A 7578-nucleotide genomic window follows, 5' to 3' on the forward strand; every position below is an offset into this window, starting at 1 on the left:
TCCGTCGTTGCGCGGTCGATCGCACAGGTCCGTGAGCGCCAAACCTCGGAAGGCCCAGGTCCGCGACGGATGCGCGGTCGATTGCCAGGCTTCCTGATGGTTGCTGGCATTCCCGTTCACCCTTGGCCCTGCCGTTGGGCGAGAACTGGTCGCAGATGTCGACCTCTAACTATCTTCCTACCTCCATGTTCCTGCCTGTCCCTCGCGAGCAGATGGTAGGAAAATGGAGGTAGGAACATTGGCGTAATGGTTTGCAGGTTGCGCGCTCGATTGTTGCTCGGTCCCCTTCCCGCCGGTATCCTGGGAGCTTGCCGAGTCGATCGGGTTGGCCGATGCACAGCCGGTTCCATCGCCTCGTAAGAACAAAGTGGTGCACCCGAGCGGCGGCAACGTCGTGTCGTGTTCACCGAATCCTGGGTCGTCGCCGGGTGACGGCCGCCGTTATCCGGGCCGGATCGCCGCATTTCCTGACGTTTTCGCCTGTCTCGACTCCAGATCCGGACCGGTCCAGAATAGTTGCGGAGGACGATCAATGGATGTTGACCAAGCAATCTCAGAGCTATCCTCGCTTTCGATCGGTGATCGACTGCGCGTAGTACACGCGATCTGGGCTACGCTCCCGGACGATGTAGACCTGACCCCACCTCCGGAGCAGCAAGCCGAGCTTGATCGACGATTGGCGGCTCATCGGGCTGATCCAAGTACGGCGATCTCACACGACGAACTGATGCGTCGTATCGCAAGCCGCCGCTAATGTGGCAACTGTCTTATCGCCCGGAAGTCGAGGACGATATCGTTGAGGCAGTCGTTTGGTACGACGACAAGCGACCTGGGCTTGGCGACGAGTTTTTGGTGGAGTATTTGTCGGCGATCCAACGCATCCGCGACAATCCGCTTTTGTTCGCGGTTGCCGCGGATCGCGATCAAATGGGTCAGGCCTCTTTGATGAGCCCGTCAACCCTGAGCGTTGAGCGTTAGCTCACATTTCAGCTAAGAATTTGCGAAGGGTTTCGCAGGGGGGGCAGTCCGTGCTTTCGATGTATTTGGGCAGCGGAAGTCAGGGAAGAGCTTCGGCGGGGATCCCGGTAGGGACGGCTGCCGTCGGCCGCCCACCGGCGGTAAGGCTGCGCAGGGCGGTAAGGCTGCGCAGGGCGGTAAGGCTGCGCTGGGCGGCAGGCTTTGTGCTCGGTGTTCAGCGTGGAGCGTGGCGACGACATGGTCGGAAACATCGCCAAACGTCACCGACTCGCTGGGCAACGAGCAAGCGATCAATTGGGGCAGCCGACGGCGCGCTTTCGCGGGTCTTTCAGCCACGTCTCGACGACGCCGCGAAACGAATCACAATCACCAGCGGTGCGGAAACGCGAACTGCCGCAGGATCATGTATCACCGCGAGACCCGACAAACCGCGCGTACGGCTCGGAAGGGTTTTCGGCCGACACTAGTCCGCAGGGCGACAGAGGTCACGCGCTGTCCTGTCGCCCCTCCGGGGCTTTGGTTTGTTTGGGGGTGGCGAGACCCGGCGGTTGACCGGCCTGTCGATTTAATGAGCCGTTTAGGCGCTAGCCTCGGTTTCGTCACCGCAGAACCGGGGCTATCGCCCAAACGGCTCACATCCGCAATGCGTTTTCGAATAAATCGACGTGCCGGTGAGTCCCCGGGGCCGCGTGGGCTATCGCCGGGGCGGTTGATAGTGGCTTACTGTTCGGCCGCTGCGCCGAATCCTTCGCCTTCGGCCGCGGCGGCTCCTTCGCCTTCGGCCGCGGCGTTCCCTTCGGCCGCTGCGCCGCGGGCTCTCCGGGCTCGACCGCGTCTTGGGCCGGCTGGTTCTTCCGTGGGCGTGCCGATTACGCGGTCGGCGGTGATGGTTAATTTGTCGGCCAACACGCGCGTCTTGTCCGGTTCGTTATAAAAACCGTCCAGGCTGACGCGGTCGCCCGGCTGGGCCAGTTCCAGCGAATGCGTCCGGATCACGAATTTGGCGTCGGGGGCCATTTGGACGCGGATCGGATACTTGCCGGCCGTTACCGCAAGCCAACTGCTCGGGTCGCCGCCGGCCAAGGCTCCGACGACGCGGTACTTGCCGGGAACGAATCCCACGTTCCGGTTGGCCGGTTGTTTGTTGTCCGAGTGCAAGCCGGGCGTCATCGATTCGGCCACACGACGCGGCATCTTGGGCATCCGAATCGGATGAAAGATCTCGACCTGCTTGACCGGCTCCAGCGGTACGCCGCCCGGTCCGAGGGCCGCTTGAAAACGCACCATCATCCCGGGGCGCAACCCGCGTGGATCGGCGTCGGCGCGGAACTGGACCTTCGATAGGTCCTGCGGCAGCTGGACCATGATCTCGGTGCCTTCCTGGTCGGTCACGGTCAGCCCCAGTCGGCTGACGGCTTTGACGGTTCCATCGACGTGCAGGATCGAACGGCCCCCCGGAGCGCCCGCGGCGCCAGCCCCCTGAAATCCGCCGCCCGGCTTCGCACCAAAACCGTTTTGCGCCCCGCATGGGGCAGCCCCCAGCAGGCTGCAGCAAAGGGCGGCGACGGTGACGTGGATCCAGTGATGTTTGGCCATACTTGCTTCGCTGCGGTGCAGCATCCTCCCGGACTGGCGGAACGAAACTCAGGAAAAACGGCAGGGTCCGGCGGTGATCCCCGCTCGCTTTTCCTACAGGATAACCCAGGATAACCGCTCGATGGGGCGGGATGTGGTTTTGGCGACTGGCTTCGGAAAGGGGGGAGACTTTCACAGGCTGGAAGTTTCACAGGCTGGAAGCCTATGCCACTGCTTTCACAGGCTGGAAGCCTATGCCACTGCTTTCACAGGCTGGAAGCCTATGCCACTGGGGAATTGCTGTGGTTAACGGCGGATGCGAAAAACGGTAAACACTGTGATTGGCCCAGGCCCTTGTGAGGCACGGCCGCTGAAAACGAGGTCCCCTACCCTTTTGGCAAGTACAAACTGATGCTGCGGATCGGTGCCGTATCCTATCTGAATACCCGTCCGCTGGTTTATGGACTGGCAAACCGCTTGGGGGGCTCGGGGCGGTTGTCGTTTAATCTGCCCAGCCGTTTGGCGGACGACCTGTGCCAGGGACGCCTGGACGTCGCGTTGATTCCGTCGATCGAGTATTTTCGCGGGGTGGGCCACCAGATCGTTTCCGACGCCGTGATCGCTTGTCGCGGTCCGGTGTGGAGCGTGCGGCTGCTCAGCCGGGTGCCGGTGGAGAAAATCCGCCGTCTGGCGCTGGATGAGGGCAGCCGGACCAGTGCGGCCCTGGTGCGCGTGTTGCTCGCGGAACAGTACGGACTGCATCCCGAAACCGTGCCCCTGCCGATGGAGTCGGACCCGGAAGCGATGGACGTCGACGCGGTGCTGTTGATCGGCGACCGAGCGATGCATCCGGCGACGGGCGTCTATCATGAGATCTGGGATCTGGGCGACCGCTGGTGCCGCTGGACGGGGCTGCCATTCGTGTTCGCGATGTGGGTCGCGCGCGAGGGCGTCGATACGCGGGCGCTGGCTCCGATCCTGTCGGCCGCTCGCGACGAAGGCCTCGAGCGGTTGCGGGAAATCGCCGCCGAACACGCGGGCGGACATGGACTGACCATCGACGACCTGCACCACTACTTCGCCGATCATCTGCATTTCCGTCTGGGGCCCGAAGAACAGACGGCACTCCGGCGTTATCAGCGGTACGCCGAATCGCTGGGCTTGGTGCCCCGCCGGCGCGAATTAATGTTTACCACTTCCTAACGGTCTTGACCCTTTCACGATTCCTATGACCACAGAATCCATCCTGCAAGCCGTCACCGGCGGCGAGCGATTGAGCGATGCCGACGCGCTCGAGCTGCTGCGTAGCAACGATCTGACGGCCATCGGAGCCGCCGCCGATGCGGTTTCGCGGCGCCTGCATCCGTCGCCCGTGCGGACCTACAACGTCGACCGCAATATCAACTACACCAACATCTGTACCGCGGTGTGCGACTTCTGTGCGTTCTACCGAGGGCCCAAGAGCGACGAAGGTTACGTCCTGCCGCGGGAAGAACTGCTGGCCAAGATCGAAGAGACGGTGGCTCTGGGCGGCAACCAAATCCTGATGCAGGGCGGCCTGCATCCCAAATACAAACTGGATTGGTATGAGGAAATGCTGCGGGACATCAAGCAGCGTTTCCCGCAGGTGAACATTCATGGGTTCAGCCCGCCGGAGCTGTATCATTTCACGAAAGTCAACAAGCTGCCGCTGCGCACCGTGCTGGAGCGGTTGCGTGAAGCCGGGCTGGGCAGCATCCCCGGGGGCGGCGCCGAAATCCTGGTCGACCGTGTCCGCGACGAAATCACTCGCGGCAAAGTCATGACCGACGACTGGCTGGAGGTGATGCGGGTTTGGCATCAACTGGGCGGGATCAGCACCTGCACGATGATGTTCGGACACGTCGAAACGCTGGAAGAACGCGTCGAACACCTGCGGCGGCTGCGCGAGTTGCAGGACGAGACCGGCGGCTTTACCGCCTTCATCTGCTGGACGTTCCAGCCCGATCACACGCAGATGAGCGACGTGCCACCGGCCGGTTCGCATGAATACCTCAAGACCCAGGCCGTGTCGCGGCTGTACCTGGACAACATCCCCAACATCCAGAGCAGCTGGGTGACGCAGGGCTTGAAGATCGGCCAGCTGGCGCTGCTGTTCGGTGCCAACGACATGGGCAGCCTGATGATCGAAGAGAACGTCGTGGCCGAGGCCGGCACGGTGCACTACCTGTCGCTGGACCAGATTCGCGACGCGATCAGCGAACTGGGATACGAGCCGCGGCAGCGGGACGTGTTTTACAACCTGGTCGATCCGGAACTGGAACAGAAAGCCATCGATGCGAATCGCGCGGCCGCCGAGCGGGCCGCGGCCGCGCGGGCGGCGAAGGCCGAAGCTGCCGAGGGAGCCCCGGCTAATCTGGTGGAGCTGGAAGCGTCGTCCTGAGGCTTGGTGTGTTCGCTGGAATTGGCCGGGTGGGGTTACAACTTTCGGCGGAGCGAAAGGCGACACTGCTGCTTCACAACTTTCGGCGGAGCGAAAGGCGACACTTCGGCAGGTTGACCCCGCGGCCGGTTCTGCGGGATGATGGCCGGTTTCCAACGCCTTCCCCCAGCTTGATGATTGGTATGCAACAGACATCGCCCGTTCGTTTGGCCACCCGTCGCAGTCCGCTGGCTTTGTGGCAAGCCAATTGGGTCGCCGATCGCTTGCGCGAGCACGGTTACGAGACCGAGCTGGTGATGTTGACCAGCCGGGGCGACGCCGACCAGTCGCCCATCGATGGCACTCGCGGCGTGGGGGTGTTTACCAAACGCATCCAACAAGCGTTGTTGGACGACGAGGCCGATGTGGCCGTGCACAGTTTGAAGGACCTGCCCACCGAAACCGATCCGGCGTTTCATTTGGCGGCCGTGCCGGTGCGGGCTGCCGTGGGCGACTGTTTGATCAGCCGCAGCGGGCGGACGCTGGACGAATTGCCCGCGCAAGCCAAGATCGGAACCGGCAGCCGTCGCCGGGCGGCACAGCTGCTGCACGTACGCGACGACCTGACGATCGAGCCGATTCGCGGCAACGTGCAGTCGCGGTTGCAGCAGTTGAAAGACGGCCGCTTCGATGCCATCGTTTTGGCCGAAGCCGGACTGTCGCGGCTGGAGATGGCCGAGCAGGCGACCGAGCGGTTGCCGATCGCCAGCATGTTGCCGGCGCCGGGCCAGGGAGCGTTGGGCGTGGAAACACGAGCCGATGACGTGCGGACTCGCGAGATCGCCGCCCTGCTGGACGATGCGGCGACGCGGGCCGCGGTGACGGCCGAACGGATCGTGCTGAGCCACCTCAGCGGCGGCTGCCTGGCACCCATCGCGGCCTTGGCCCGGTTGGAGGACGAAACCCTGCATCTGCAAGCCGTCGTGCTCTCGACCGACGGAAAGACACGCCTGTTTCACGAAGGTCGCGAACCGCTCGCCGCCGCTCGGCAGTTGGGCATCGAGGTGGCCGAAAAGCTGCGGCACGATGGCGCCGATGCTCTGGTCGCCGCCGCACGTTAGCATCGTAGCACCGCGACAGTGTCGCCTTTCGCTCCGCCGAAAGTAGCCGGCGAAACCACCCTCGGCTGGGACAGCCGAGCTACTATGGACAGCCGAGCTACTATGGACTTAGCCGAGCTGCTGAGCGAATATTTCCAGGGAGGATTCGAAGGATGAGTGTGAACCGCAACGCCGTCGTCGTGGCAGCCCAAGCCATCCAAGCCATCGACCGAACCCGGCGGATGGTCGCGGCCGACTGGACCATCGTGATCTGGCTGGCGGCCGGCGTGCTGACACTGTTGGCTGGCCGCGCAAACGGCGCCGACGATTGGCCGCAGTGGCGCGGGGCGGCGAGCGATAATCATGCGCCACTGGGAGCCAGCCCGCCCCAGCAGTGGGACCTGTCCAGTGGGCACGGCGTGGTCTGGAAAACGCCGGTTCCCGGTGCGGGACATAGTTCGCCGACCGTTTTCGGCAACCGGATCTATCTGAGCACCGCCGAGCCGGATCAGGATCAGCAGCGTTTGCTGCAGTTCGACCGGGAGAGCGGCGAACTGATCAGAGCGGTGGTCGTGCATCAGGGTGGTCTGCCCAAGCGCATTCATCCCCACAACACGCACGCCAGTCCCACGGTCGCGACCGATGGCGAATTGGTTTTTGTCGTCTTTCACAACGACGGGGCGATCCGAGCGACCGCCTTTGACAACGATTTGCGGCAAGTCTGGCAGAGCAAGGTTGCCGATTTCACGCCCGCCGCTTTTCAGTTCGGGTACGGGGCCAGTCCGGTTCTGTATCGCAATCACGTGATTATCGCCGCCGAATACGATGGTCCCGATAGCGGACTGTACGCGCTGGACAAAGCCAACGGCCGGCAGGCCTGGAAGGTTGCGCGGCCGGCGAATCTATCGTTCTCCTCGCCCGTGGTGGCGATGCTGGCCGGCAAAGACCAACTGTTGTTGCCCGGCGCCGACGCGATTCAGTCGTTTGATCCCGTCACGGGCAGACGGTTCTGGAGTGCCGAGGCGTCGACCGAAGCGACCTGTGGGACGGTTGTTTGGGATGATCGCTCGGTCTTTGTCAGCGGCGGCAATCCCCGCAGTGGCACGTGGGCCGTTCGCGCCGACGGTACGGAAGAATTGATCTGGGAAAACTCCGTGATGTGCTACGAGCAATCGCTGCTGGCCGATCGCGGCTATGTCTATGCCGTCTCGGACGCCGGCGTGGCGTATTGCTGGAAAGCCGACAATGGAACCGAGATGTGGAAGCGACGACTGGGCGGCGGCTTCAGCGCCTCGCCGCTGTTGGTCGATGATCGCATCTACGCCGCCAGCGAAGACGGTGAAGTGTTCGTCTATCGGGCCACTCCAGATCGCTTTGTGCTGCTGGCCAAGAACCGGCTGGGAGACGAAATCTTTGCGACGCCCGTTGCCCTCGGAGACCGCTTGTACGTTCGCTATGCGGTTATGGGCGAAGACGGCCGCCAGGAATACCTCGCCGCCCTGGGCGATCACAAGTAAGTGGCAT

At 63.2% G+C, this 7578-nt stretch carries 7 protein-coding genes; 6 read left to right on the forward strand and 1 reads right to left on the reverse strand.

Annotated features, from left to right (window positions below; genetic code table 11):
- Nucleotides 1-532 precede the first annotated feature (532 nt).
- Nucleotides 533-754: an addiction module protein gene (locus tag GE027_RS22060; protein WP_153559398.1), complete on the forward strand. Its 222-nt coding sequence runs from the start codon at nucleotides 533-535 to the stop codon at nucleotides 752-754.
- Nucleotides 754-978 (forward strand): hypothetical protein, encoded by a 225-nt coding sequence (locus tag GE027_RS22065; RefSeq protein WP_153559399.1) that lies wholly within the window; start codon nucleotides 754-756, stop codon nucleotides 976-978. The genes GE027_RS22060 and GE027_RS22065 overlap by 1 nt, the downstream gene beginning before the upstream one ends.
- Before the next feature lie 720 nt (nucleotides 979-1698).
- Here the strand turns inward: GE027_RS22065 and GE027_RS22070 are convergent.
- On the reverse strand, nucleotides 1699-2574 hold the full coding sequence (locus tag GE027_RS22070; RefSeq protein WP_153559400.1) for a hypothetical protein: 876 nt from the start codon (nucleotides 2572-2574) through the stop codon (nucleotides 1699-1701).
- Between the two features lie 390 nt (nucleotides 2575-2964).
- Between GE027_RS22070 and GE027_RS22075 the strand changes: the two genes are divergently transcribed.
- From GE027_RS22075 to GE027_RS22090, 4 genes are all read left to right on the forward strand, one after another.
- Nucleotides 2965-3756: a menaquinone biosynthetic enzyme MqnA/MqnD family protein gene (locus tag GE027_RS22075; protein WP_153559401.1), complete on the forward strand. Its 792-nt coding sequence runs from the start codon at nucleotides 2965-2967 to the stop codon at nucleotides 3754-3756.
- Nucleotides 3757-3781: 25 nt separating this feature from the next.
- Nucleotides 3782-4975, forward strand: coding sequence for a cyclic dehypoxanthinyl futalosine synthase (gene mqnC, locus GE027_RS22080; protein ID WP_153559402.1), 1194 nt, complete (start codon nucleotides 3782-3784; stop codon nucleotides 4973-4975).
- A 182-nt stretch (nucleotides 4976-5157) separates the two neighbouring features.
- Nucleotides 5158-6075, forward strand: coding sequence for a hydroxymethylbilane synthase (gene hemC / locus GE027_RS22085; protein WP_153559404.1), 918 nt, complete (start codon nucleotides 5158-5160; stop codon nucleotides 6073-6075).
- 152 nt (nucleotides 6076-6227) lie between these two features.
- Entirely contained in the window at nucleotides 6228-7571 is a 1344-nt protein-coding gene (locus GE027_RS22090) for an outer membrane protein assembly factor BamB family protein (RefSeq protein WP_153559403.1), read from the forward strand.
- Nucleotides 7572-7578 lie beyond the last annotated feature (7 nt).

Origin of the sequence: Roseimaritima sediminicola, assembly GCF_009618275.1 — a bacterium.
Lineage (GTDB): Bacteria > Planctomycetota > Planctomycetia > Pirellulales > Pirellulaceae > Roseimaritima > Roseimaritima sediminicola.